26 protein-coding genes and 3 tRNA genes are annotated in these 23,697 nt (G+C 38.2%); 20 read left to right on the top strand and 9 right to left on the bottom strand.

The genetic code is table 11. From position 1 onward, the window contains the following. Positions 1-5 precede the first annotated feature (5 nt). From thiS to ACT53H_RS02110, 4 genes are all read right to left on the bottom strand, one after another. Positions 6-203 (bottom strand): sulfur carrier protein ThiS, encoded by a 198-nt coding sequence (gene thiS, locus ACT53H_RS02125; protein WP_004791249.1) that lies wholly within the window; start codon positions 201-203, stop codon positions 6-8. A 13-nt stretch (positions 204-216) separates the two neighbouring features. After that, positions 217-582 carry a DUF423 domain-containing protein gene (locus ACT53H_RS02120; RefSeq protein WP_004791252.1) on the bottom strand — a complete coding sequence of 122 codons (366 nt, stop codon included), beginning with the start codon at positions 580-582 and terminating at the stop codon, positions 217-219. Positions 583-694: 112 nt separating this feature from the next. Further along, positions 695-1,561, bottom strand: coding sequence for an RNA polymerase sigma factor RpoH (rpoH, locus tag ACT53H_RS02115; protein WP_004791254.1), 867 nt, complete (start codon positions 1,559-1,561; stop codon positions 695-697). A gap of 133 nt (positions 1,562-1,694) precedes the next feature. Next, a complete protein-coding gene (locus ACT53H_RS02110) occupies positions 1,695-1,940 on the bottom strand; it encodes a sulfurtransferase TusA family protein (RefSeq protein WP_004791256.1) in 246 nt (81 codons plus the stop codon). Between the two features lie 375 nt (positions 1,941-2,315). Between ACT53H_RS02110 and ACT53H_RS02105 the strand changes: the two genes are divergently transcribed. Together ACT53H_RS02105 and rhlB are read left to right on the top strand one after the other, a co-directional pair. Then, complete coding sequence (locus tag ACT53H_RS02105) at positions 2,316-2,528, top strand: cold-shock protein (RefSeq protein WP_000126912.1); 213 nt, start codon at positions 2,316-2,318, stop codon at positions 2,526-2,528. Between the two features lie 103 nt (positions 2,529-2,631). Continuing rightward, positions 2,632-3,783 (top strand): ATP-dependent RNA helicase RhlB, encoded by a 1,152-nt coding sequence (gene rhlB, locus ACT53H_RS02100; RefSeq protein ID WP_004791258.1) that lies wholly within the window; start codon positions 2,632-2,634, stop codon positions 3,781-3,783. A 38-nt stretch (positions 3,784-3,821) separates the two neighbouring features. Here rhlB and ACT53H_RS02095 read toward each other — a convergent pair whose 3' ends face one another. After that, positions 3,822-4,202 (bottom strand): hypothetical protein, encoded by a 381-nt coding sequence (locus tag ACT53H_RS02095; RefSeq protein ID WP_003650739.1) that lies wholly within the window; start codon positions 4,200-4,202, stop codon positions 3,822-3,824. Between the two features lie 208 nt (positions 4,203-4,410). Here ACT53H_RS02095 and ACT53H_RS02090 point away from each other — a divergent pair, with 208 nt between their 5' ends. The 12 genes from ACT53H_RS02090 (at position 4,411) to ACT53H_RS02035 (ending at position 16,766) form a co-directional block, all read left to right on the top strand. Then, positions 4,411-4,986 carry a nitroreductase family protein gene (locus ACT53H_RS02090; protein WP_004791260.1) on the top strand — a complete coding sequence of 192 codons (576 nt, stop codon included), beginning with the start codon at positions 4,411-4,413 and terminating at the stop codon, positions 4,984-4,986. Between the two features lie 34 nt (positions 4,987-5,020). Next, a complete protein-coding gene (locus ACT53H_RS02085) occupies positions 5,021-6,094 on the top strand; it encodes an NAD(P)H-dependent glycerol-3-phosphate dehydrogenase (protein WP_005306983.1) in 1,074 nt (357 codons plus the stop codon). 56 nt (positions 6,095-6,150) lie between these two features. Continuing rightward, complete coding sequence (locus ACT53H_RS02080; protein WP_476008490.1) at positions 6,151-6,606, top strand: SixA phosphatase family protein; 456 nt, start codon at positions 6,151-6,153, stop codon at positions 6,604-6,606. 23 nt (positions 6,607-6,629) lie between these two features. Further along, positions 6,630-7,769 (top strand): type II secretion system protein GspL, encoded by a 1,140-nt coding sequence (gene gspL, locus ACT53H_RS02075; RefSeq protein WP_476008489.1) that lies wholly within the window; start codon positions 6,630-6,632, stop codon positions 7,767-7,769. After that, on the top strand, positions 7,769-8,248 hold the full coding sequence (gene gspM / locus ACT53H_RS02070) for a type II secretion system protein GspM (RefSeq protein ID WP_013197251.1): 480 nt from the start codon (positions 7,769-7,771) through the stop codon (positions 8,246-8,248). The genes gspL and gspM overlap by 1 nt, the downstream gene beginning before the upstream one ends. An 89-nt stretch (positions 8,249-8,337) precedes the next feature. Continuing rightward, entirely contained in the window at positions 8,338-9,342 is a 1,005-nt protein-coding gene (locus tag ACT53H_RS02065) for a quinone-dependent dihydroorotate dehydrogenase (protein WP_004791270.1), read from the top strand. A gap of 6 nt (positions 9,343-9,348) precedes the next feature. After that, positions 9,349-9,936: a CvpA family protein gene (locus ACT53H_RS02060; RefSeq protein WP_151963198.1), complete on the top strand. Its 588-nt coding sequence runs from the start codon at positions 9,349-9,351 to the stop codon at positions 9,934-9,936. Positions 9,937-9,961: 25 nt separating this feature from the next. After that, positions 9,962-11,503, top strand: coding sequence for an amidophosphoribosyltransferase (gene purF, locus ACT53H_RS02055; protein WP_004791274.1), 1,542 nt, complete (start codon positions 9,962-9,964; stop codon positions 11,501-11,503). A 78-nt stretch (positions 11,504-11,581) separates the two neighbouring features. Then, a complete protein-coding gene (locus tag ACT53H_RS02050) occupies positions 11,582-13,471 on the top strand; it encodes a M48 family metalloprotease (RefSeq protein WP_151963196.1) in 1,890 nt (629 codons plus the stop codon). A 100-nt stretch (positions 13,472-13,571) separates the two neighbouring features. Continuing rightward, positions 13,572-14,219 carry a hypothetical protein gene (locus ACT53H_RS02045; protein ID WP_476008488.1) on the top strand — a complete coding sequence of 216 codons (648 nt, stop codon included), beginning with the start codon at positions 13,572-13,574 and terminating at the stop codon, positions 14,217-14,219. Between the two features lie 11 nt (positions 14,220-14,230). Beyond that, entirely contained in the window at positions 14,231-15,196 is a 966-nt protein-coding gene (locus ACT53H_RS02040) for a 2-hydroxyacid dehydrogenase (protein ID WP_476008487.1), read from the top strand. A gap of 142 nt (positions 15,197-15,338) precedes the next feature. Beyond that, positions 15,339-16,766, top strand: coding sequence for a M48 family metalloprotease (locus ACT53H_RS02035; protein ID WP_476008687.1), 1,428 nt, complete (start codon positions 15,339-15,341; stop codon positions 16,764-16,766). Between the two features lie 91 nt (positions 16,767-16,857). On the opposite strand, the gene ACT53H_RS02030 is transcribed toward ACT53H_RS02035, so the two are convergent. Together ACT53H_RS02030 and rpsU are read right to left on the bottom strand one after the other, a co-directional pair. After that, positions 16,858-17,304, bottom strand: a complete 447-nt coding sequence (locus ACT53H_RS02030; protein WP_004791284.1) for a GatB/YqeY domain-containing protein — start codon at positions 17,302-17,304, stop codon at positions 16,858-16,860. Positions 17,305-17,329: 25 nt separating this feature from the next. Further along, positions 17,330-17,545 (bottom strand): 30S ribosomal protein S21, encoded by a 216-nt coding sequence (rpsU, locus tag ACT53H_RS02025; protein WP_001136722.1) that lies wholly within the window; start codon positions 17,543-17,545, stop codon positions 17,330-17,332. Between the two features lie 145 nt (positions 17,546-17,690). On the opposite strand from rpsU, the gene tsaD reads away from it, so the two are divergent. Beyond that, entirely contained in the window at positions 17,691-18,701 is a 1,011-nt protein-coding gene (gene tsaD / locus ACT53H_RS02020; protein ID WP_005306952.1) for a tRNA (adenosine(37)-N6)-threonylcarbamoyltransferase complex transferase subunit TsaD, read from the top strand. 2 nt (positions 18,702-18,703) lie between these two features. On the opposite strand, the gene ACT53H_RS02015 is transcribed toward tsaD, so the two are convergent. Further along, a complete protein-coding gene (locus ACT53H_RS02015; protein WP_476008486.1) occupies positions 18,704-19,807 on the bottom strand; it encodes a DUF6670 family protein in 1,104 nt (367 codons plus the stop codon). A 108-nt stretch (positions 19,808-19,915) separates the two neighbouring features. After that, complete coding sequence (locus ACT53H_RS02010) at positions 19,916-20,797, bottom strand: ATP-binding protein (protein WP_174727805.1); 882 nt, start codon at positions 20,795-20,797, stop codon at positions 19,916-19,918. A gap of 178 nt (positions 20,798-20,975) precedes the next feature. Between ACT53H_RS02010 and ACT53H_RS02005 the strand changes: the two genes are divergently transcribed. The 5 genes from ACT53H_RS02005 to ACT53H_RS01985 all read left to right on the top strand — a co-directional run bounded on the left by ACT53H_RS02005 (position 20,976) and on the right by ACT53H_RS01985 (position 23,697). After that, positions 20,976-22,484 (top strand): DUF3336 domain-containing protein, encoded by a 1,509-nt coding sequence (locus tag ACT53H_RS02005; RefSeq protein ID WP_004791293.1) that lies wholly within the window; start codon positions 20,976-20,978, stop codon positions 22,482-22,484. Beyond that, the gene (locus ACT53H_RS02000; RefSeq protein ID WP_238611686.1) at positions 22,471-23,277 is read left to right on the top strand and encodes a protein kinase domain-containing protein; all 807 of its coding nucleotides are present in this window, start codon (positions 22,471-22,473) and stop codon (positions 23,275-23,277) included. Before ACT53H_RS02005 ends, ACT53H_RS02000 begins: the two co-directional genes overlap by 14 nt. 102 nt (positions 23,278-23,379) lie before the next feature. After that, a tRNA-Leu gene (locus tag ACT53H_RS01995) sits at positions 23,380-23,464 on the top strand. Between the two features lie 53 nt (positions 23,465-23,517). After that, positions 23,518-23,591 (top strand) — tRNA-Trp (locus ACT53H_RS01990). Positions 23,592-23,618: 27 nt separating this feature from the next. Beyond that, a tRNA-Leu gene (locus ACT53H_RS01985) sits at positions 23,619-23,697 on the top strand.

Raw genomic sequence — 23,697 nt, 5'->3', positions numbered from 1 at the left:
CCGACTTAGCCGCCGCCAACAGCGTGAATAATTTCGATACGGTCATGTTGAGCAATAGTGATTTGCTCTAATTTGCTTTTAGAAACGATTTGCTGATTGTGTTCGACAGCAAAGCGTTTTCCTTCAAGTGCCATTTCCTGAATGAGTTGCAACAGGTTTTGACAAGGCGTGTCCGTTAATTCGCCATTTAAATAAATTTGCATGATCACATTCCAATTATTTTGCGTATTTGAGGGCATTCCAAGCCAAAACGAGCCATCCAGCTATCATAAATGCTCCGCCAATTGGTGTAATTGCCCCTAAAATTCTCGGTAATCCAAGTGCCATGATATAGAGTGAACCACAGAAAAATAAAATACCGATCTGAATCAATAAGAATGGTAATTTAATGGGGAACGTCAGGATAACTTTGCTTAAAATACCAAGTGCTAATAAGCCTAAAGCATGGTAGAAAAAGTAGTCAGTTGCAGTATGCCACCAAACAAGTTGCTCGGGACTCGCGTGAGCTTTAAGACCATGTGCTCCAAAAGCACCCAACATGACTGCAAAGGCAAGATTAAGGGCTGAAATGGCAATCCACATAACAAAAAACGCAAATGAATAATGAAAGGCAACGTTATCATAGATTGGGTTGGCTAAACATAGCCAGATAAAACAAAAGGGCTAAACGCCCTTTTATTTTTAAACTTATTTTTTAGCTTGCAGACATAGCAATTTTAATTTTTTCCATTGCATTCTTTTCAAGCTGACGAATACGCTCTGCTGATACATTATATTCGGCTGCTAACTCGTGGAGAGTAGATTTATCATCATCTAACCAACGACGTTGTAGAATATTACGCGAACGATCATCTAACTGATCCATTGCATCATGTAAAGCAGAGGTACTTTGCTCTTCCCAGTCTTCATTTTCAACTAAACGAGCTGGATCATAGCGATTATCTTCAAGATACAATGCAGGTGCAGTATGCGGAGTGTCATCGTCGTCGTCGCCTTGAGCTTCGAAAGCAGCATCATAAGCGGTTAAACGACCTTCCATCTCCAGAACTTGTTCTGCAGTAACATTTAAGTCATTCGCAATCGATTGAGCTTCTTCGAGCGTTAATTTTTTACTCGATTTTTTTAAACTACGTAAATTGAAAAATAATTTACGTTGTGCTTTGGTCGTTGCAATTTTGACAATACGCCAGTTACGAATAACGTATTCGTGAATTTCTGCTTTAATCCAGTGGACGGCAAAAGATACAAGACGCACGCCCATATTTGGGTCGAAACGCTTCACGGCTTTCATTAAGCCTAAATTACCTTCTTGAATAAGGTCGCCTTGTGGTAGGCCATAACCTGCATAGCTGCGCGCAATGTGAACGACGAAACGTAAATGCGACATTACCAGCATTTTTGCGGCATCAAGATCTTGGTCATAATAATAACGTTCAGCAAGTTCTTTTTCTTGCTCGGCCGTTAAAATAGGAATCTGATTGACAGTACTGATATATGCACCAAGGTTTACACCGGGCGCAGACAATGACAGGGGCATCAATTGATTGCTGCTGTCACTCATGATTTCTCCTTGTAGGATCGGATGGGATAACCAATAAATTCATCTTAATTTGAATCAGCTTCATAATTAAGGAAAATTGGGTAGAGAAATGTAAAATTTTATGCAATTTCTAATCTTTTAGTTTATCAAAGAATCATTGAGTTTCAATTAAATAGTGAAATTCTCTTTCGGATATATGTGTTGTCTGACACATAAAATGATGTAAACCACAGTAACGAGTTACATCTATTTCACTATGAGGGTCAGAAGATTTTAATAAGAATAGCTGTTTACCCGATACTTTTTTGAGTTCGCGTTTTAGCATTAATAAAGGCATCGGACAGGGTTGGCCTAAAGCATTAATTTCAATGGGCGCTGTAGTAGAAGAAGTGTTGGTCATTCATCATCAAAACAACTAAAAAAATTATTCTAACAAATTTTTTTATAAATGCTGCACATTTTATAAAAGAAGAAACAAGCAATTACCTATAAAAAATATTGTAATAAGCTGTTTAAAAAAACGACTAAAAATACGGGGAATAATTGAAAAAAATTCTATTAATTGTCATAAACCCGTGGTAAGCTCGAACCGTTTTAAGATTTACCACACACTTAAATTGGTTTAAAAATCTTATAACAAATGGATGTAACCGGAAATTGTTGATAGTTTTACAGAATGATTACAAGCTTTAAGATTATAAATATTTTAAACACTTGTTTGCTCTGCTGTTTGCAACACCGGAAGGTCCTTTTTTCAACATCTGAGGATTGACTTATGACAGCTCGCGAACAAGGCGTAGTAAAGTGGTTTAACGACACTAAAGGTTTTGGCTTTATTCAACGTAACGGTGGTGATGACGTATTTGTTCATTTCCGCGCAATCGTTGGTGACGGCCACCGTTCTTTACGTGATGGCCAACGCGTAGAATTTAGTGTAGTACAAGGTCAAAAAGGTTTTCAAGCTGAAAACGTTCAGCCTTTAGACTAATTCATCTTTTTGATGAATCATGGACGCTCCAATTTTTGAATTGGGGCGTTTTTGTTTATAATGATCTTCTCATTAGAGAGATTGTTTGTTAGAGCACGTATTTATGACATCTGGTTTTGAAACCTTGAATTTACATCCGCAACTTAAAAAGGCGATTGATGCTTTAGGGTTTAAGCAAATGACCCCGATTCAGCAAAAGGTTTTAAAATATACGTTGGGCGGGCATGATGCGATTGGTAGAGCGCAAACAGGAACAGGTAAAACTGCTGCTTTCCTTATTAGTGTAATTAATGACTTGTTACATAACCCGATTCAAGAGCAGCGTTTTCGTGGTGAGCCACGTGCCTTGATTTTGGCACCTACTCGTGAATTGGCACTGCAAATCGAAAGCGATGCAAAGTTACTCACAAAATTTTCAGATTTACACATCGTGACACTGTTGGGTGGCGTAGATTTCGATAAGCAAAAGAAACAGTTAGATGCTAATTTTGTCGACATCATCGTTGCCACTCCTGGGCGTCTAATTGATTTTGTAGAACAAAAAGAAGTTTGGCTCGATCAAATTGAATTTTTAGTCATCGATGAAGCTGACCGCTTATTGGACATGGGTTTTATTCCTTCTGTAAAACGTATTGTGCGTTATTCCCCACGTAAGGAACAACGCCAAACGCTCATGTTCTCGGCTACTTTTAGTTATGATGTGCTTAATTTGGCAAGACAATGGTTATTTGAACCAATCACTGTTGAGATTGAGCCTGAGCAAAAAACTAACAACGATGTTGAGCAGCGCGTTTATGTAGTCGCTAAACAAGATAAATATCGTTTACTACAAGATATTTTGCGTGAAGAGCCTATCGATAAAGTTATGATTTTTGCGAATCGACGTGATCAAGTACGCCGTCTTTATGATCATTTAAAGAGAGATGGATATCGGGTCGGAATGCTTTCAGGTGAAATTGCTCAAGATAAACGTTTAAAAATGTTAGAGCAGTTTAAGCAGGGTAAAAATAACGTCATGATTGCAACTGATGTTGCAGGCCGTGGTATTCATGTTGATGGCGTATCCCATGTGATCAACTATACTTTACCTGAGCAATCAGATGATTATGTGCACCGCATTGGACGTACAGGTCGTGCTGGGTCACAAGGTGTAAGTATTAGTTTCTTATCTGAAGATGATGCTTTTTACTTGCCGGAAATTGAAAAAGCAATTGGTAAGAAATTACCATTAACCCGTCTAGACGGTTATTGCTAGTAAAAAAATCCCAATCAGTTGATTGGGATTTTTTTTGATTAATTAATTTTACAATAGAAGGTAAGGGTTGTTTGATAATCATCATCTTTTGCAAGTGATGCATTTTTGCCAGTTAAGGTGCCAATGACACCAGCCGCTGCTTCAACCATTTGGCCAGTTTTTTCGCTTACAACATCTTTTAATACACCGTTGTATGTTGTTTTTTCATCTACTACAACAGGACTGGTACTTTTTGAACAAGTTTTTTGAGCAGCAGTAATCGCATTATTTTTTGCAATTAGATTCGTTTTACCAATACCTGTGACTTCAAATTGATTATTTTCTTTTTGAACTGCCAAAGTGTTCTTAGGGGTAGTGGCACAAGCACCTAGTAATAAAACAACACTACTCAACGCACTCGCTAAAATTATTTTTTTCATGTTTCACCTAATATCGCTAATTGCCAAAATAATTATATATTTGAACACAGCTTTTCTAATTGTTTTTGAAGACGTTGTATGAGTTTTGATGTTTTGTATTAAAAAATGTCAAAGCATGACCTGATTGTTTTTATGTTTTAGATACGATGGTGGATTATCTGTAGATTATGCTAATCTATTTTGAATTTTTTGAGTTAGATCAATATTAATGACGGATTCAGCAATACAGATAATTCATCAGAATATTCACCAACGTCAATCTATTGGTCAATTGATTGAGCCTGCGCCAAATGCAGATCAATTAGAATTGGCTTTTCAAGCTGCGTTAACTGCTCCTGACCACCATAGACTTAAACCAACACGTTTTGTCGTTATCGAGGCTGAACAACGTGCTGCTTTTGGTGAAGTTTTAGCAAAAGCTTTGGCTGATTTAGGTGAAACTGACTCAGCGCAACTTGAGCGGGTTAAGCAACATCCTTTCCGCGCACCTTTACTCATTTTAGCGCTTACGCAGCTGCATGATCACCCCAAGGTTCCTCATTTTGAACAGATTTTAAGTACGGGGGCTGCCGTACAAAACCTTTTATTGTCTTTACAAGTTCAAGGTTTTTCTACCATGTGGCGTAGTGGTGCTGTTGTCGAATCAAATTGGTTAAAACAGCATTTAGGATTGCAACCACATGATTTAATCTCAGGTATTATTTATGTGGGTACGGCAGCTAAAGCGATTGCGCCGCGTGCAGATATTGAAAGTAAAGAATTCGTAAAAGTTTGGCAGGCATAAAAGTCTGTAGAAGTAAGAAATAGGATAATAAAGCATGACTGAATTTAAGTTTACAGATTTAGTGGAACCTGTTGCGGTCGATAAAAAAACAGCATTACGTATTACTGTTTTAGGTGGAGGCAGTTTTGGCACGGCTATGGCGAATTTAGCTGCACGTAATGGCTGCGACACCATGATCTGGATTCGTGATGCTGATACAGCAGAAGAAATCAATAAAACCCATATTAATAAACGTTATCTGCCAGACTTTGTTTTAGAGTCCTCATTGCGTGCTGTGTCAGACCTTGAACAAGCAGTATGTGATCGAGATATTATTTTAGTGGCCATTCCTAGCCATTCATTTCGTGATGTCTTAAAACAAATTGCTCCTTTTATTACTGCACAAGCGATTGTCTCTCTAACCAAGGGTGTTGAGGCTAAAACTTTTAGTTTCATGAGCGATATTATTCGCGAAGAATTGCCAGAAGTGCCTTATGGGGTATTGTCTGGACCAAACCTCGCTAAAGAGATTATGGCAGGTATGCCATCTGGTACTGTTATTGCCAGTGATTCTGAACTCGTTCGTTATGCTGTACAGCATGCTCTCCATAGTGCGTTATTCCGAGTTTTTGGTAGTGATGATGTGCATGGTGTTGAACTGGGTGGAGCACTTAAAAATATTTATGCCGTTGCAATGGGAATTGGTGCAGCTTATAAAATTGGTGAAAACACCAAGAGTATGATTTTGACGCGTGCTTTGGCCGAGATGAGCCGTTTTGCAGTCAAACAAGGTGCAAACCCATTAACGTTCTTAGGTTTGTCTGGCGTTGGTGACTTATTTGCAACCTGTAATAGTCCATTAAGCCGTAATTATCAAATTGGTTATGCTTTGGGTTCAGGCAAAACACTTGATCAAGCGAGTAAAGAGTTGGGGCAAACCGCGGAAGGAATTAATACGATTGTTCAGGTGCGTGGTAAAGCAGAAGAACTAGACGTATATATGCCAATTACCAACGCTTTATATGAAGTTATCTTTGAGGGGGCACCTCCTTTAAATATTGCCTTATCTCTTATGAAAAATGGGCACCGAAGTGATGTTGAGTTTGTTTTACCTCATCATGAAGTCTGAAGAAGAAATGTCATAAATTACGGTTATAATGCAAGAATTATTAACAAGGAATATTTATGCAACTGACATTGGTTCGTCATGGGGAAGCTGCTCCTCCAGTAAATGGTAATGATACTAAACGTCCACTTACTGCTCGTGGGCATGCTCAAGCTGAACAGACAGCAACATTTTTAAAAAATATTGTTAAGCCTGATATTTTTGTAGTGAGTCCATTATTGCGTGCTCAAGAAACATTAGCGCATATTCAAACTTACTTTAAAGATGTTCCCGTGTTGTTATGCGATAAAATTAAACCAGACGATAATGCGAAAGAAGCGGTTGAGTGGTTGTCTCAGGTTCCGTATGAGTCAATTGTAGTCGTCTGTCATATGAATGTAGTAGGGCATATTGCTGAACTATTGACTCATGAAAACTTTAATCCATTTGCACTTGCCGAAGCTCGAATTTATGATCAGGCGGTGATTGCTACTGGTTTATCAACACAAAAAAATAGTTTTGTACCCACAATATAATTAAAAAGGTCATTTAGCCCATTATGCTGTATTTATGGATGCCTGAAACCAATGGAATATGGCATTGGTCTAACGGAGAAAACTGGTTGCAGGCAGCAAGTCTTGATCAATTAATACAAGATCTGCAACTACATCAAGGAAAAGAAGCTGTCATCTTTTTCCCGAGTCGCCATGCTCAGGTACTCCAGCAGCACATGGCAAAGTCTCATTACAAGCAACTCGGGGCAGACGGTGTTAAATATTTGCTTGAAGAATTTGTGACTTTGCCGATTGATCATATGAAAGTGGTTCACCATTTTCATGCTGATCAATTGACCGTATTGGGAGTGGCAAAAACAACAGTAGAAACATGGCAACATGCAATGGCTTTGCTGCCTATTAAACTCGTTGCTTTATTGCCAGACTTTTTAATTTTACCGGAACCTCAAGACCAGCAAGCGGTCTTATGCAATATTGACCAGAAATTACTTGTGCGTGAAAGTAAATGGGTCGGTAATTCTCTAGATGATTTAGGATTGTTTTTAGAGTTCCAGCCGGTTGAAACCCATTATCAATATAGTGGTTTGACATCAGAGCAATTAGAAAGCTTTATGGCAGCATCAAGTGCTGAGCAGCGTTCAGAATTTATTTATCAATTTCAGGCATTAGATAAACCTAAACAGCATCCTTTTAATGTTCTGCCTAAAGCTAAAGGGCAAGAGCAAACTGTTTCAGGTTATTGGAAAGCGTGTGCCGCTGTAATTTTGGCGATTATAGTGGTTCAGTTTAGCTATGATTTATTGCGTTGGGCAAAGTTAAAAAGTGTGGCTAATCAAACCGCTGAACAGACGATTGAGCAATATAAATATTGGTTTGGTCCATCTGGTCGAGTAACTGAACAAAATATAAGAAGTAGTTTTAAAAGTCATTTAGAAATGAGCAAGCAAGGTGATACACAAGCACTTTCTTTATTGAGCCGTGTTGGGCCTATTTTAATGCAAAGACAAATTTTAGCTCAGCAGTTAAATTATGATGCTTCAATATTAACAATGGCATTAAAAGCAAAATCGGCAGACGATTTGCAAGCTTTAACTCAGCAACTTAACCAACAGGGATTCAAAGCAGAGCTCGGTAATGTTCAAGCCGATGGTGGTGGGGCAATCGGGGTGGTGAAAATACAATAATGAAAATGATAACTCAATTGCAAAATCGCTTTGATCAGTGGGTTGAACAGATCGTTCAATATTTGGATCGCTTAACTGTACGTGAACGTATTATGGTGGTCTTTACTACAATCTTTGTAGTCGTGGCTATTGTGGGAGCTTCACTTTGGAAAATGCATTCTTTGGCAGAGCAGCAACAGCAACGATTAAATGATTTAAAAGATTTGATGGTATGGATGCAGAGCAATGCAGTTACCATGAAACCCGCAAATGAACTTGAGTTGGGTCAATCGGAAAAAATACAACGTGTAGCTCAGCAACAAGGCTTAACCGTTACTTCTCAACAAAATGGTGAGCAGTTACAAATTATTGTTACTCATCAGAATTATGCAATTTTAGCGAACTTTTTGACCCAACTTGCTCAAATGGGCTTAAGTATTCAAAAAATGGAAATGGTTTCAAGTGACGGACAGATTAAATTAACAGCGACGGTTCAATAACATATTAAAATATGGTGTTCTTAAGCATGGTGTTTTGTGCTGCCTGTGCCTATAATATGCCTACCTAAAATCAGTAGACTGTGATTGGTATGTTATATTCACTTGCTCGCCCGATGTTGTTTAGTTTAGCACCAGAGCGTGCCCATGAATTAACATTATCTATGCTTGATAAAGCACATAAGTTCGGCCTGCTACGCCAAAGCGTAGAATCAAAACCAACAACCTGTATGGGAATTGAATTTCCAAATCCGGTAGGTTTGGCGGCTGGACTTGATAAGAATGGTGCACATATTGATTCTTTAGCCGGACTGGGTTTCGGTTTTATTGAAATTGGAACAATTACACCTCGACCTCAGTCGGGTAATCCACAGCCACGATTGTTCCGTATTCCTGAAGCTAAAGCCATTATTAACCGCATGGGTTTTAACAATGATGGTGTTGATAAGCTTGTTGAGAACGTTAAAGCTTCAAAATTTAAAGGAATTCTAGGCATTAATATTGGTAAAAATGCAGATACGCCTGTAGAAAAGGCTGTTGATGATTACCTGATTTGTCTTGAGAAAGTTTATAACTACGCTTCTTATATTACTGTTAATATCTCATCTCCAAATACTAAGAACTTAAGAAGTTTACAAAGTGGCGATGCATTAACTGAATTGTTGCAAACATTAAAAGAAAGACAACTTGAGCTAGCCGAGCAATATAACCATTATGTTCCTTTGGTTTTAAAAGTTGCACCTGATTTAACAGCTGAAGATGTTGAGTTTATTGCAGCACAATTATTGCAATTTAAGATTGATGGTTTAATTGTTACCAATACGACTTTATCTAGAGATGGTGTAGAAAACCTTCCTAATGGTAACGAATCGGGTGGATTATCAGGTGCGCCTGTTTTTGAAAAAAGTACCGAATGCTTACGTTTATTTGCCCAAACGTTAAAAGGACAAATCCCGTTGATTGGCGTGGGTGGAATTTTGTCGGGTGAACAAGCAGCAGTCAAACAGCAAGCTGGAGCAACATTAGTACAAATCTATAGCGGATTGATTTATACCGGTCCTATATTAGTAAAACAATGTGTTGCAGCCATGACTTAAGTGAATATGAACACAATTGATATCATTATTCTGATACTTTTGCTCATTGGGGGGCTAAACGGTTTGCGACAAGGATTTATCAAAGCCTTTGCGAACTTGGTAGGATGGATCATTGCATTAATTATGGGTGCAAAATATGCTGTCCTTCTTGCGCCGTCCATGTCTGGTTTGAGTCATGATCCGGTTGTTCAAAAAATTGCAGCTTTCGCATTTATAGCACTGATGATCATTGTTTTAACATGGATCGTCTCTGCATTTTTAAATGGTCTCTTGAAAAGTCTGAAATTGGGGCCATTAAATCGTTTAGCGGGTGGTGCTTTTGGTTCTTTAAAAGGCTTGTTAGTCGTGTTGATTACAATGCAGGGTGTAGGGCCTTGGGTTGAAAGTTCACCACACTGGAAACAGTCCAAACTTATACAATTTTTACTGCCTTATGCACCTTTAGCGACCGAGTTATCTAAAGATGCAGCAAGTGAGGCGTTTCATCAAATAACATCTGGAGGTAGTGCATCAAGCACCCCTTCAAGATCAATGGACGAATCGGGTGAATTAGAAAACCGATCCGACCATTCGACAAAGAATCCTTTTTATTAATTCCTAGCTTGTCTGCGAGGTTGCTATGTGTGGAGTTGTTGGTATAGCCGGTAAATCGCCAGTGAACCAAATGTTGTTTGATGCTTTAACGATGTTGCAACATCGTGGGCAAGATGCAGCTGGAATAGTAACCTGCCATGAAGGCCGTCTTTTCCTTCGTAAGGATAACGGTATGGTACGTGATGTTTTTCATACTCGTCATATGAGAGCATTACTTGGTAATTATGGTATTGGCCATGTACGTTACCCAACTGCTGGTTCTGCTAGCAGTGCTGAAGCACAACCATTTTATGTGAACTCACCTTACGGTATTACGCTTGCACATAATGGTAACTTAACCAATGCCGAAGATATTCATGATGACCTGTTTAAAACAGATTTACGTCATATGAATACGGACTCTGACTCAGAAGTTCTTTTGAACGTATTCGCGCATGAGTTGCAAAAGAACGGTACTTTAAATCCTACACCAGATGATATCTTTCACACAGTTTCTCGTGTACATGAGCGCTGTCTGGGTGCATATGGCGTAGTGGCAATGATTACTGGTCATGGTTTGGTTGGTTTCCGTGATCCAAACGGTATTCGCCCACTGATTTATGGTTCACGTATGACTGAAAAAGGCGAGATGGAATACATCATCGCTTCTGAATCAGTTGCTATTACAGCACTTGGTTTCAAAATTGAGCGTGATATTGAGCCAGGTGAAGCAATTTTCATCAATTCAGATGGTGAATTGTTCTCAAGACAATGTGCAGCTAATCCAAAATACCGTCCATGTATTTTTGAATATGTTTATTTTGCACGTCCTGATGCCATTATTGACGGAATTTCAGTTTATAAAGCTCGTTTAAAAATGGGTGAAAAACTTGCCCATAAAATTTTACGTGACTGGGGTGAGGACCACGATATTGATGTGGTTATTCCAATTCCGGATACGAGCCGTACTTCAGCATTAGAACTTGCAAATATTCTAGGTGTGAAGTTCCGTGAAGGTTTTATGAAAAACCGTTATATCGGTCGTACCTTCATTATGCCAGGTCAGCAACAACGAAAAAAATCAGTACGCCAAAAATTAAACCCTGTAGAACTTGAGTTTAAAGGTAAGAATGTTTTATTGGTTGATGACTCAATTGTTCGTGGCACAACCTGTAACGAAATTATCCAGATGGCACGTGATTCTGGTGCAAAAAAAGTATACTTTGCGTCAGCCGCACCAAAAGTGATGTATCCAAACGTTTATGGTATTGATATGCCTGCTAAAGCTGAGCTTATTGCTTCAGAACGCAGTGTAGAAGAGATCCAGGAAATTATTGGTGCTGATCGTTTGGTTTTCCAAGAATTGGAAGACTTGAAAAATGCTGTACGTACCAGCAAAGTGCCTGATCTAACTGAGTTTGATTGCTCTGTGTTTGATGGAGTTTATGTAACAGGTGATATTGATAGTGCTTATCTAAATAATTTGGAGCAGAAGCGTAATGATTCTGCTAAAAAGAAAAAAGATGGCTACATTGATGTGAATGTTGACGCTGCTTCTGTAGATTTAACAGGCATTAAAGAAGAATAGAAATAGCTGAAAAAAGCGGGTGTTTCCCGCTTTTTTCTTTTATGATGAAAACTAACAATGTAATTGGGAATATTTACATTGAAAGAAGTAAGCCACTATCTAATCGAAAATAAGAATATGGCATGGTCCATCACTATGTGTTTGGTTGCTGTGCTGCTTACTATTTTTATCTTAAATTTAATTTTAGGTTTACTCGTCCATTTTTTTGATTATAGTCAGCCCATCTGGTGGCATACCTTAAGTCCTTATTTCGTCGCGCTATTGCTTTTTATTATGGTTTGGTCGGTAGTTACTGAACTTTATATCTTGCGTAAAGGTGGGCATTCTTTAGCAAAACAACTGAAAGCGCGTCGATTAGTAAAAGAAGAAAGTACACCTGAAGAGCTTGAAGCATTGAAAATTACTGAATATTTGGCGCAAAATTTTTCGCTTAAAGTTCCAACCTTATATGTTTTACCTGATGAAGTAGGCGTAAATGCGCTTACGGCAGGTTTTCACCCTAAAGATATTGTGATCATTTTGACATGGGGAGCTTTGCAAAATCTGGATAAACTTGAACTATATGGTTTGTTGGGTCATGAGTTTAATCAGATTCTATCGGGTGAAGCTGTTGAGAATACTAAATTAAAGATTTTATATAGCGGATTAACGACATTTAGTCAGTGGGGCAGTAAATTAGCGAAACAAGGTTTTAAACGCTACAGCCCAGGTTATAAACATAAATTTGAAACAGTATTTGTTGCAGTAGGTGGTGTCATTTGGCTAGCTGGAAGCCTAGGCGTACTAATTACCCGATTTATTAAATACTTAACTTTGAGTGGACGCACATTTCGTAATGACCAAAAAACGGTACGATTATTAAAAAATAGTGCTAATACCCAGACTTTGTTGCGTATTTATGTCCACCATTCTGGCTCACAAATCCATAGTGCCTATTCTGAATCAATCGCGCATATGTGTTTTGCTAACTCACTGAGTCCGCAAAGTTGGATGAATATTCACCCAAGTATTCGTGAGCGTATTTACGAGTTAAATCCGACTTTGCTACAAGATTTACAATTAGAAAATTTAAAAAAGCTTCGCAATCGTCCGTTATTTAGTTTATTTCATTTTTTAGAAGAATCTGAAAAAGAAATTTATGTTCCGTGGTCATCTCCGCAACCTTTACCCTTATTAAGGTTGTCACCCATTAGTTTTGCATTAAATGATGCTATTAAGCCTCTTAGTAGTGATGTACGTCGCAATAAAAAGCGTCCTGAACTTATTCAGCGTGCACTTCAAACTGCTACGGGTTCACGTGAGGTAATGGTCGCTATTTTGATGATTCGCCAATATCGAGAATTCATACCTAAAGATGCGCCAGTTAGCCATGCCATTATTGATGCCTTATTAAATCTTGATGGGCGTATACACATTCAGATATTTCATGATGCTTGTAAAAATATTGGGCATATGCCAGCAAGCATTTCGCGGCAATTTCTAACAAAACTAGCGCTCATTATTCAAGAAGATGGCGAAATTGGCTTGCTAGATGCGCTTTTGCTGGAGCGGGTCAAATATGAGTTGAATTTAATGCCGTTACATTTGCCAACAGCATTTGAAGAGGTAAAACCTCAAATTGTTCGTTTAATTGATGCCTTACTTCATGTTCAGCAAATTAATAGTCCAAATCAGTTAGAAGTACGTGAACGTATTTTACGTTCGTTACTTAATCCAGATGAAATGTATGTCTATGATGAGATTTCAGACGAGCCTTTAGATTTGGCTGAAATTTTAAATGACATTGCAGGTTTATTATTGCGTGACCGTCTTAGTATTCTTGCGATCGCAGAAATGTGCTTGTGGAGTGATCGTATTATCACACAAGACGAACTAGATGTACTTGAATTACTTTATTGGAGATTTGGCTTTGAAACAGAAGAAATTGTTGAGCAAATGCAAAAAAGAAATAGTGTGATGATTATTTAAAAGACATCTACGATTATAAAAACAGCTGAACGAAATAAAACACTGAAAAAAAAACTCAAGCCCGTTAGAATGTAGCTTAAGCAGAGGTATTGATTCAAACATGATTGGGCAGCAAAGAAATATATTGGCGACTTTAGGGATTGATGTATGGATTCCTAAGACACAGGTGTGCCAAAAAAATAATGCTCAAAGCCTTTGGCGAGATCATGTCGTAGAAGAACAAGAACCGATCATATTATCCTCTGTAGAACCCATAGTTCTTGAGCAGCCTACCAAGCCACAAATTAACGATATTCCAAAAGTTGAACCTGAAATTGTGGCGCCAGTTTCAATGCCGGTTCAACCTATTATAGAACCTCGTAATGAAGTGCAAGCACCTGCCATCAAGATTGCATCATTTGAGTTGCAGGCTTTTTCTCTTGAAAAATGTGTTATTTTTTTAGATGTTACAAATTTAAGTGAAGAAGAAAAACAGCTTTGGAATAACATACAAAAAGCGAAAATAGGGCAATATGCTGAACTAAAATGGCCTTTCCCTTTAGCTGCTTATCAAGATCAGCGGGGAGTTGGTTCGTATATACAAGGCTTCTTGGATGCTGTTGCAGCAGATAAAAAGATCTTATGCCTTGGTGAGTGTTCTTATATTCAACATGCCAATATTATCCATTTGGCAAGTTTAAAGGAAATGCTGGAGAAACCACTCCTTAAAAAAAGGTTATGGAAATTAATGCAAGATAACAACGAGTAGTAGGGATTTACATGAAAAAAGTTGTAGTTTTTAGCCAAATTGATGAAGAAATTTTGTCTCGATTACAACAGGATTATCATGTTGTGGTTCTTAACCCAAAATTGGGTGATATTAATGAACAAATACGGCAACACGTTGTCGATGCTGATGGGATGATTGGTGCGGGGCGAGTACTAAATGAAAAGAACCTTGCGCCGGCACAAAAACTAAAAATTATTTCATCTGTAACGGTGGGCTATGACAATTATGATTTAGCTTATTTAAATCAAAGAAAAATCTGGTTATCAAATACGCCCCATGTTTTAACAGAAACAACAGCTGATCTTGCTTTTACATTGTTACTAAGCGCTGCTAGAAAAGTTCCTTTTCTTGATCATTGGACTAAACAAGGTGAGTGGAAAAGAACAGTAGGGCCTCAGCAATTCGGTTTAGATGTTTTTGGAAAGACATTAGGTATTATTGGACTTGGTAACATTGGGGCTGCAATTGCACGACGTGGTTTTTATGGATTTAACATGAATATTGTTTACCATAATCGTCGTGAAAAGCCTGAATTAGCTGAACCGTTAAATGCAGAATATCTTGGTTTAGATCAGTTACTACAGCAGTCCGATTTTGTAGTAACCGCGGTTGATTTAAATAATGAATCGAAAGCCTTAATGGGTAAAACTCAGTTTGAACTTATGCAAAAACACGCTATTTTTATTAATATTGCGCGTGGTTCTGTGGTTGATGAGCAAGCTTTAATTGAGGCTTTGCAGCAAAATCAGATCTTTGCTGCTGGTTTAGATGTGTATGAAAAAGAACCTTTACAAGATTCGGGACTTTTTAAATTACCGAATGTAGTGACTTTGCCTCATGTGGGATCGGCGACTGCTGAAACCCGTAAAAAAATGGCAAATCTTGCCTATAGAAATTTGGTTGAAGCTTTAGAAGATAAAACACCTAGATATTTGGTAAACCAAAACTTTATATAAGTGATTAATAACACTTCATTGCAAAACTAGTCGATTTCGAGTGATATAGTAAAAGTCTATTGATTGAAAACCAATTTTTGTGGTTTACATCAATAGGCTTTTTTTATGGTTTAATTTTAATAGAGAAAAACTTTTGAGATTTTTGCCAGTTATTTTAAGTGCGACTTTTATAGCAAATGCTTCGTATGCACAGTCTTTTGACCCACAGCCATCTGCGAATCAAGTGGAAATTCCGAATATCGGAAGTGGAATAGGTTTGCTTGATCAACAAAAAGAAAAATTTATTGGTGAAAAAGTTTTCCGTGAAGTTCATAAACAAATGCCCGTTATCCAAGACATCTGGCTCGAAGACCAATTTTTTCAAGTATTTTCAAGTATTTTGAGTGAGACTCAGCTCGGTCAGCCTATTGGTCTAGTTGTTATTAAAGATCCACAAATTAACGCGTTTGCCGTTCCGGGCGGTCTATTTGCGCTCAATACAGGACTTATTGCTTCAGCTCGCAATATTGATGAAATTGCTGGGGTGATGGCGCATGAAATTGCACACGTATCACAAAGACATTTTAGTCGTTCAGAGGAAGCCTTTAAGGGGCAAACGTTATTAAGTTTAGCTGGGCTTTTGGCGGGTGTGGCCATAGCTGCACAGGGTGGCGGAGATGCAGGAGCAGCAGTGATGTTAGGAACGCAGGCTGCATTAATGGATAGCCAGTTAACATACAGTCGAAATCAGGAGCGTGAAGCAGACCGTATTGGCATGCAATATATGTATGCAGCTGGTTATAACCCGCAAAGTATGGCAGACTATTTTGAAACAATGCATCGTGCGACTAGTCGGGTAAGTTTTTTACCAGATTTCTGGCTGACCCATCCATTGACGACCGAACGCATGAGTGAAGCTCGACTTCGTGCGAATCAAATGCCTAAAGTTAAAAGTCGGATATATGATGTCGATTTTGAAATTTTAAAATGGTACACAATGGTAGTTTCAAATCAGGCTACCGAAAACCAACTACAGAGTTTAGCCTCACAAAAAAATATTGCGGGTCTTATTGCTTTGGCAGCTTTTTATGTAAAACAAGGTGATTATGCGCAGGCGCAATCTACTTTAGATCAAGTCAAATCTAGTGGAAAACCTCTTGTTACACTTTTGCAGACTGATATTTATCTGGGGCAAAACAAGTTGGATCAAGCCTATACTTCAATTGCTTCTACACAAATGACTATGCCTGAAAATAGAGCTTTCAGTTATAAGTTAGCTGAAGTGTTGCTGCGCCAAGGAAAATTTTCACAGGTTCAAACTCTTGTTCAACGGTTTATCAATAAAAACCCAAGAGATATCCAAGGTTGGCAATTTTTGCAGCAGGCTGCTAATTTGGACAAGACAGGACCGCTGAGAGCAGTCAATGTTTTACGCTATCGAGCAGAAGCTGAATATTGGTCGGGGAGTGAAGAGAATGCGATTAAATCGATGTTGCATGCTCAGCGATTAGCAAAAGACAATCAAGCAATGTCAGCTAGAATAGACAGTAGATTGAAACAAATGCAAGATGAGCGAAGAATGAAAATTTGAAAATATATCTTTCAAAAAATTCAATTATATAAACACGCCCAAACTAAAAGGAACTTTGGTTTGAGGGAATATAAAATTTTAAGAGAAGAGATTAAGCTAATTTAGCTTTAATTTTTGCTGAAACTACAGAAGGATCGGCACGCCCGGCTATGATCGGACGTAGAGAATTCATCACCTTACCCATATCTTTCATGCTAGTTGCTTCTTGAGCAGAAATCGTTTGCTCAATGAGAGAATCAAGCTCTTCCTCAGTCATAGCTTCTGGTAGAAACTGAGATAAAATCTCAGCTTCGGCTTGTTCTTTACTAGCTAAATCATCACGACCAGCACCTTCAAAGGCTTTGATCGATTCTTTACGTTGTTTAATTTGCTTTTCAATGACCGCAAGAACCTGAGCGTCGCCAAGCTCTATGCGCTCATCGACTTCGATTTGCTTAATTGCTGCTTGTAGACTACGCAAAACCGTCACTGTTGCCATATCTTTGGCACGCATAGAAGTTTTTAATGCATCAGTAATTTGGTTTTTTAAAGTAGTCATAATTCAGCAGTCAATCACAAATTAATTAGTAAAGGCGAGTAGTACGTACAGATTCGCGAGCCAATTTCTTTTGGTAGCGTTTAACTGCAGCAGCTTTTTTGCGCTTACGTTCTTGAGTTGGTTTTTCGTAGAATTCACGTTTACGAACGTCAGCTAAAACACCAGCTTTTTCGCATGAACGTTTGAAACGACGGATAGCTACGTCAACTGGTTCGCCTTCTTTCAACTTAACTTGTGGCATGTAAAATCCTCTAGATTATGGATAAGATCAAGCACACTATTGTGCCGGATCACAAGTGAAGGTCAGTATTTTACTCATTTACAACTCATATCACAAGTCTATAATAGCGATTGCAATATTTTGACTCATATAAAAGGCAGTTTTGATGATTGTTTTAGGCTTGGAAACTTCTTGTGATGAAACAGGGTTGGCACTTTATGATAGCGAACTCGGCTTGCGGGGACAGGTTCTTTATAGCCAGATTAAACTTCATGCCGAATATGGTGGGGTAGTACCTGAACTTGCTTCTCGTGACCATGTTCGAAAATTAATTCCTTTAATGAATCAATTGCTTGAGCAAAGTGGTGTAACAAAACAAGAGATTGATGCGGTTGCTTATACGCGTGGTCCTGGCTTAATGGGAGCCTTAATGACAGGGGCTTTATTTGGAAGAACTTTAGCTTTTTCTTTAAATAAACCTGCCATTGGTGTTCACCATATGGAGGGGCACATGTTGGCACCTTTACTCTCAAGTCAACCGCCCGAATTTCCATTTGTTGCTTTATTGGTTTCAGGTGGGCATACACAATTAATGGCAGCTCACGGTATTGGTCAATATGAGCTTTTAGGTGAATCTATTGATGATGCAGCTGGGGAAGCCTTTGATAAAGTTGCAAAAATGATGAGTTTGCCATACCCAGGTGGCCCTAATATTGCGAAATTGGCTTTAAGTGGTAATCCATTAGCGTTTGAATTTCCACGACCAATGCTTCACCAAGGTCTAGATTTTTCTTTTAGTGGTTTAAAAACAGCTGTTTCTGTGCAATTGAAAAAGTTGAATGGCGAAAACCGAGACGCAGACATTGCAGCTTCATTCCAAGAAGCAATTGTAGATACCTTGGTAAAAAAATCAGTAAAAGCCTTAAAGCAAACTGGACTTAAGCGTTTAGTTATTGCGGGTGGAGTAAGTGCAAATTTACGACTACGTGAACAGTTGGAAACTTCATTAGCTAAAATTAAGGCACAAGTTTATTACGCAGAACCTGCTCTTTGTACTGATAATGGGGCAATGATTGCTTTTGCAGGCTATCAACGCTTAAAAGCAGGTCAACATGATGGTTTAGCTGTAACCACAACACCACGTTGGCCAATGACTGAGTTGTCTATTCCTGAGTAAAATTAGTTATCTTCAAAGGCCTGTTGGTTTTCAATATCTATATATTCGATATAACCACGGCCTTGAACTTCATTACCAAAATAATTACCAGTAAATATATAACTACTTGCATAACCTCGCCCATGACCGTAGCGGAGTGGGCAGTTAATTTCTGCCTGAATATTTAAAATAATTTGTTTAGCTTCATTTCGAGCAATCCACGAAAAGAATTTAGGAAGTCGCATCTTTTGCCCAGTCGGTGAGATGTAATCATCAACTTGGTGAGAAATAATATCAAAACTGACATCTGTATAAACTTCTGCGGGTCGATCAAGATATCTAATATGCAAAGTATAAGCTGCTGTTTGACCGGCAATATCTGCTTTGGTAAGAAGAAGTTGAGTGGTCTCATTTAAATTGATAATTTGATAAGTAAAAAAATCAAGCGGCAGTTTATAGGCTTCAGGAATAAGTTTATCTGCGATGGAATGAGCTCCAACTGCTCGAGCATATTCATAAGTGCAGAGTCCCTCACTTTCAATACGTTCTGCTTGATAGGTTAGGAAACCTTTAAACTTTGCCAACAAGCTAAAATGATCATAAATCGGTGTTTTTATAAACCATGAAACATGGGAGGTAACATCAATGTCAAAGTCGAAATCAAGCCCCTCATAATGTCCATTAATGTGAATTTTTGGGAATTTTCCTTGAATTGAGATTTCTTGTCCTAGTTCGATTAAGCTTCCATCTTCATTAATTTTTGTATCTTCAGGAATGATATAAGCCTTAAGCAAAGCTTTTTCTACTGCGGCTGTACTTGAAAAGAAAGTCGCTGTTTTTCGAGGATTTCCATAAATTATGTCATCATGATCAAATGCAAGAGCACCAGGTGTGCCTAATAAAATCATAATATTTAAATAGCGATGCGGCTCGGGCAAAAGTGGGAAAAAGATGCCGTAATGAGTCCAGCTATAATATTTTTCATCAACTCGGGGCTGGATAATATGAGACTGTGAAAAAGGAAGAGTTGAGTATTTTTCTGCTTTATCTATAACACTTTGCGCGAGCAATAAGCTTTGACCTAAAACTTTGCTGCCTATAGAAATTTTCGGCAATTGTTTTTTCATATATAAACCTAAATGTGGATAGGACTATCTTTGTTTTAGGTTATGAAAAACAACTATCAAAACTAAGCGGTTTTCAGGCCAGAGCTAAGGCTTTGCGGGACATTTTGTTTAATTGTTAGACAGTTCTTTTAAGCCATTTAAACCAATCCAGTGCTTAGAAAACTGATATGCAGCACGTCCTGAACGTTGACCACGCATTTGACACCAACGCAAACTTTCAGCGCGAACTTCATCGTTAAAAGCCATGTTTGCTTTATGAATGTAATGCTCCACGATTTCTAAATATAAATTCTGGTCCATTGGGTAAAAAGATAACCACAAGCCAAAACGATCTGACAAAGAGATCTTTTCTTCAATCGCTTCTTGTGGGTGTAACTCAGTATATTGTGGTACATCGACCTTGGTTACAGGCGTATTCTCATGCATAAATTCTGGTAACAAATGACGACGGTTACTGGTTGCATAAATAATAAAATTACTTGAACCAGACTGTAATGAACCATCCAATACACTTTTTAAACTACGGTAATTTTCATCTTCAGCATTAAACGCTAAGTCATCACAATACACGATGTATTTTTCAGGTCGGTTTTGAATGAGTTTCTGAATTTTAGGTAAATCTGCTAAGTCATCACGCTCAATTTCAATTAAACGTAATCCTTGCGGGGCATACTCAGTCAATAAAGCACGCACAATAGATGACTTTCCTGTACCACGCGAGCCTGTTAAAAGCACATCATTGGCTGGTAAGCCATTTAAAAATTGCAAAGTATTTTGAATGATTTTTTCTTTCTGACGTTCAATGCCTTTTAAGTCATCAAGATAAATATTTTTCGGTGTGTGGATGGCTTTAAGTTGTTGATTTTCCCATCTAAAAGCAGGTGCAGTAAAATCTGTCTCTTCTCGAGGTTCAGGTAAGACCTGCTGTAGCTGATTTAATACAAGTGATAATGTTTGAACTAAATTCTCTGGTAAATCAATGGTAGCCATGGTTAATCAATCATGTTAAACAGTAATTTACTAGGATACTAACACCGAAATTAACAGGCTGACAAAAAACTTATTGCCTATACACTTTATCGGTTTTGCAATTGATTGAAATGTTCAGACCGAGCATAGTGTTGTCATGTCTATTTAGTAAAATCATCTGAGAAGATGAGGACGAAATATGTTTGAAAAATTACGAAGTGATATGAATCCACATCAGGCTTACCGTATCAAAAAATTACAACGTCAATTAGACATGGCTGAATCTTATGAAGAATGGAAGTCTTTTGCATTAAAACTAGATGAAGAAACAGGAGTGCAAGAGTGGAAATTTGATAATAGTTCACCTTACTTCGATGCCGAGCTCATTTCTTATCGGTATACCTTACTCAAAAGATATCGCCAGCAACATCGAACACTAGATCTTATTTATTTACTCAAAGAAGGTCTAACCTACGATATTGCAAATATTGGCCATCCTATGTTGTTTGCTGCAACTCATGTTGGAACGAAAAAGTTAATTGAAGATTATATTGAAGAAGTTAGCCAAAGCTTGGCCTATATTGCTTCAAGTGAATGTATTACTTTCCAAAGAAAAGAAAAAATTGAGTTTTTTGAAAATTGTGAAAAAGCATATGGCCAACCAGCCCTTATGTTCTCAGGTGGGGCAACTTTAGGCCTTTTTCATACTGGGGTCTGTAAAGCTTTAATTGAACAAGATTTAATGCCTAAAGTGTTGTCTGGCTCAAGTGCTGGGGCAATTATGACGGGCATGCTCGGAACTTCAGCCAGTGAAGATGTTCAAAATTTATTAAATGGAGAACAATTCTTTAGTGATGCTTTTCATTTTAGAAAACTTCGTGAACTCATTAAAGGAAATGGTGGAATTGCCGATGTCCACTATTTGAAAAAGTTCCTTGTTGAAAATCTGGGGGATCTCACATTTGAAGAGGCTTTCAAAAAATCTGGTTTAAACATTAATGTGGCAGTTGCACCGTATGATGCAACAGAAAACCCGCGCATCATGAATGCCATTATGACGCCAAACGTTTTAGTGTGGAGTGCTGTGTTGGCTTCATGTGCTGTACCTGTGTTATTTCCACCCGTACGTTTAACTAGCAAACGTTATGACGGTGAACACACGCCTTACATGGCAAACACAAAATGGGTAGACGGCAGTGTAAGAAATGATTTTCCACAAGAAAGAATGGCCCGACTTTATAATTTAAATTACACCATCGCTAGTCAGGTGAATCCACATATTGTTCCATTTATGCAAAATGATGCAGACCGCTTTCGTAAAGATGTTTTAAGTTGGCCTGAACGGATTTTAAGACGTCAAGGTAAAGTGTTATCCATGGGACTTATGGACTTTACACGTCAAAGACTTGGTTCTATTTCTCCGATTAGACGATTACTCGATCATGGCTATGGTGTAATGGGGCAGCGTTATTATGGCGATGTGAATATCATTGCTAAATATGGCTTGAGTCACTATACCTATACTTTGCAAAATCCACGTCCACATTTGTTTAAACGCTTACAGCGAGAAGGGGAGCGTGCGACTTGGCCAAAAATTTCTTCGATTGAGACCCATGCTCGTATTGGCAAGACGATTCAGCATTGTTTAGAAGTTTTGCGTTTTGAAGAAAAGCAACAACAGCCAGAGTCTTACTATGCTGAAGCATGATTTTGCTTCGCATATACAAGACTTAAAAAGTGTGACAAAACCTGTGAGTGCCGCTTTAGGGCGGTATCTATGGACATGCAGCATAGATAATAAAGACTATTGGTTAAAATATCATTTACCTGAAACAGATGTTCAAAGTGAGCAAGATTTTATTCATGAGCAATTGTTTTACGAAGAAATTACTCATAAGAAACCTGCGTGGCTTTTACCTCATAACTTAATTGAAGTTAGTGCTATTTCTCAATTAAACCATTCTTTAGGTAGGGTTTTAATTTTACCCAATACTGATTTGTGGTTTGGTTCATTGTCTCATGAAACGGATTTAACTGATGTATATCATGCGATTTGGTCCGCACTAGATAAGCTCGCTGAACTCCACGAATTTGGTTGGATTCATGGAGATATTAAGAAAGAACATTTTCGAAAGTTTGAGCAAAATGCTTATTTGATTGATTTTGAGAAAGCCCGACTTATATCGAGCTCAGATTTAAGAATGGATGCTACACCACGATATATGGCTCCAGAGCTGTTTAGAGGCGCTTTTAAGGATATACAAAGCGATTTATACGCATTTGGTATCGTTCTATATGAATGGTTAACTCAAACTCGCTTAGAAGCAGGGAGTTACTATGAGTGGGCAGTATTGCATTGTCAAAATTTAACCATTCAATTACCCACGCAACTTATGAGTTTTTATCCCTTACTTTCGGGTTTATTGCAAAAACAACAAAAAAATAGGTTTGCAAGCGTGTTTGAAGCGATGAATTGTTTAAAAGCCCATTCAAACTTATAAAAATCATTGATCTAGTATCTGTATACAATTTACACGGTCAGTTTTTTTTAGAAAAAAAACACTTGTCACTGTTAGATCTTATCGCTAATATACACAGCCATCGGGGGCGTGGCGAAATTGGTAGACGCACTGGATTTAGGTTCCAGCGCCGCAAGGTGTAAGAGTTCGAGTCTCTTCGCCCCCACCACTTTAAGTTAAAACTTAAAGTTAATGTAGATGTTAAGTCATCTATGTTTTGGAAGAGGATTGGTGTAATGGTAGCATGACGGTCTCCAAAACCGTTCGTCAAGGTTCGAGTCCTTGATCCTCTGCCACATTTATTTTAAATAAATGTCCCAGATGGGGGCGTGGCGAAATTGGTAGACGCACTGGATTTAGGTTCCAGCGCCGCAAGGTGTAAGAGTTCGAGTCTCTTCGCCC

It is taken from the genome of Acinetobacter sp. DMC2, assembly GCF_056314305.1.
The sequence above is the reverse complement of the archived record's forward strand: the minus strand, read 5'-3'. Positions and strand labels throughout refer to the sequence as shown.

Bases quoted from the DNA above. Each gene is read 5' to 3' on its own strand.
- ACT53H_RS02030 (WP_004791284.1), bottom strand. From the start codon at position 17,304: ATGACTACTTTAAAAAACCAAATTACTGATGCATTAAAAACTTCTATG.
- ACT53H_RS02010 (WP_174727805.1), bottom strand. From the start codon at position 20,797: ATGGCTACCATTGATTTACCAGAGAATTTAGTTCAAACATTATCACTT.
- rpsU (WP_001136722.1), bottom strand. From the start codon at position 17,545: ATGCCACAAGTTAAGTTGAAAGAAGGCGAACCAGTTGACGTAGCTATC.
- ACT53H_RS02040 (WP_476008487.1), top strand. From the start codon at position 14,231: ATGAAAAAAGTTGTAGTTTTTAGCCAAATTGATGAAGAAATTTTGTCT.
- rhlB (WP_004791258.1), top strand. From the start codon at position 2,632: ATGACATCTGGTTTTGAAACCTTGAATTTACATCCGCAACTTAAAAAG.
- ACT53H_RS02085 (WP_005306983.1), top strand. From the start codon at position 5,021: ATGACTGAATTTAAGTTTACAGATTTAGTGGAACCTGTTGCGGTCGAT.
- ACT53H_RS02005 (WP_004791293.1), top strand. From the start codon at position 20,976: ATGTTTGAAAAATTACGAAGTGATATGAATCCACATCAGGCTTACCGT.
- ACT53H_RS02110 (WP_004791256.1), bottom strand. From the start codon at position 1,940: ATGACCAACACTTCTTCTACTACAGCGCCCATTGAAATTAATGCTTTA.
- ACT53H_RS02000 (WP_238611686.1), top strand. From the start codon at position 22,471: ATGCTGAAGCATGATTTTGCTTCGCATATACAAGACTTAAAAAGTGTG.
- ACT53H_RS02095 (WP_003650739.1), bottom strand. From the start codon at position 4,202: ATGAAAAAAATAATTTTAGCGAGTGCGTTGAGTAGTGTTGTTTTATTA.
- ACT53H_RS02015 (WP_476008486.1), bottom strand. From the start codon at position 19,807: ATGAAAAAACAATTGCCGAAAATTTCTATAGGCAGCAAAGTTTTAGGT.
- ACT53H_RS02065 (WP_004791270.1), top strand. From the start codon at position 8,338: ATGTTATATTCACTTGCTCGCCCGATGTTGTTTAGTTTAGCACCAGAG.
- gspM (WP_013197251.1), top strand. From the start codon at position 7,769: ATGAAAATGATAACTCAATTGCAAAATCGCTTTGATCAGTGGGTTGAA.
- tsaD (WP_005306952.1), top strand. From the start codon at position 17,691: ATGATTGTTTTAGGCTTGGAAACTTCTTGTGATGAAACAGGGTTGGCA.
- rpoH (WP_004791254.1), bottom strand. From the start codon at position 1,561: ATGAGTGACAGCAGCAATCAATTGATGCCCCTGTCATTGTCTGCGCCC.
- ACT53H_RS02045 (WP_476008488.1), top strand. From the start codon at position 13,572: ATGATTGGGCAGCAAAGAAATATATTGGCGACTTTAGGGATTGATGTA.
- ACT53H_RS02080 (WP_476008490.1), top strand. From the start codon at position 6,151: ATGCAACTGACATTGGTTCGTCATGGGGAAGCTGCTCCTCCAGTAAAT.
- ACT53H_RS02090 (WP_004791260.1), top strand. From the start codon at position 4,411: ATGACGGATTCAGCAATACAGATAATTCATCAGAATATTCACCAACGT.
- gspL (WP_476008489.1), top strand. From the start codon at position 6,630: ATGCTGTATTTATGGATGCCTGAAACCAATGGAATATGGCATTGGTCT.
- ACT53H_RS02120 (WP_004791252.1), bottom strand. From the start codon at position 582: ATGTGGATTGCCATTTCAGCCCTTAATCTTGCCTTTGCAGTCATGTTG.
- purF (WP_004791274.1), top strand. From the start codon at position 9,962: ATGTGTGGAGTTGTTGGTATAGCCGGTAAATCGCCAGTGAACCAAATG.
- thiS (WP_004791249.1), bottom strand. From the start codon at position 203: ATGCAAATTTATTTAAATGGCGAATTAACGGACACGCCTTGTCAAAAC.
- ACT53H_RS02105 (WP_000126912.1), top strand. From the start codon at position 2,316: ATGACAGCTCGCGAACAAGGCGTAGTAAAGTGGTTTAACGACACTAAA.
- ACT53H_RS02060 (WP_151963198.1), top strand. From the start codon at position 9,349: ATGAACACAATTGATATCATTATTCTGATACTTTTGCTCATTGGGGGG.